Annotated in this window: 1 protein-coding gene; it reads right to left on the reverse strand. The window is 46.5% G+C overall.

The features are described from left to right. Positions 1-207: 207 nt before the first annotated feature. Positions 208-954, reverse strand: a complete 747-nt coding sequence (locus AC3B8H_RS21450) for a class I SAM-dependent methyltransferase (RefSeq protein ID WP_488443532.1) — start codon at positions 952-954, stop codon at positions 208-210. Positions 955-1,269 lie beyond the last annotated feature (315 nt).

The raw sequence follows: 1,269 nt of genomic DNA on the forward strand, positions 1-1,269 counted from the left end.
CAACACGGTATCCACTAAAACCCCCGTCTGATCTTTAATCGACGACAGCGTTCTGCTTAGCGTATCAAGCCGCTCGCCTAAAGTGGGTATCACAATCAAAATACGGGGTAATTGGGTATTTTCGGATGTCACTAGTTGAATTCCTGGGGTGGGTATCTTGACTAAAGCCAAAGTCGTTTGTTGAATCGATTAAGCAATATTCGAACCTTAAGAAAGGCTGGTATCGCGACGCGTAGCCAATAGTTCAATCGAACGATAACGTGGAATGGGCAACGCGAGTTTCTCTATCCATGCGTTCGCCGGCTTTAAGAAAATTCTCTGAACGTCTTTAATCGGTCTCCAGGCATGCAACAGCCGTACGATCGGATGAGCAATCGGAAAAATCAAACGGGTAAGGCATTGCTCATTGACGACAAAACCACTGGCTTCCAATAATTTAACCACCGAATCCGCTGAAGGATATTCTCGAAGATGCGTTGAATCAAGCACACGCCGCCCGTCCGGTGCCTTTCGAAAATACCATGCGCCGGATTTTCTAATGACGGTAGTTAAATACAACAGTCCGCCCGGACGGGTGATTCTAGCTAACTCGGCAAGATATTCGAGTTCGTCCGGCACGTGTTCCAGAACCATGGTACTGATGGTCAGATCGACGCTATCGTTGGCCAATCCTGGAATATGCCGGCCTTCCGCCACCATGCCGGGATACCCGGTTAATTCGCTGAATCGTTGAACCCGAATAGGCGACATATCGATACCGAATACTCGGCTATTGGCCGCTATATACCCATTCTCGGACAACGACCAAACCAAATGTCCATCACCGCAACCCACATCCACCACGGTGGGATTTGATTGAATTAAACTCAGCGCTTTTACCAATAACGGCGGAACGTGACGACTGAAAAAATGTATCGATTTTTGGGAATATTCGTCGAAATCTGATTGACTCATAAAATTCTCAGTTACTCTATAGTTCTAAGCGCGAAGCCCGAATATCAAGCGCCATCGCCTGTATTCGAATAAGGAATGAAATATTCTTTATTTTCGGCGAAATTTTAAATGAATATGCCCATTCCATCTCAAGCGGTCCGCCAGCCGATTTCAATACCCGAGATAACTTACCTTTACGGCTTAGACTTTCCGGTTGAAATATAGCCTATTGCCGAAGTTTGCCATGGGCAATTTTAAGAAATGCCATCTGTGTTGCCGCGCTGAATAATTTCAAACTGTTAGCGTACCGTCTTGACCCGCTGAGACGTCCGACGC

It is taken from the genome of Methylomonas sp. BG-2, assembly GCF_057766305.1.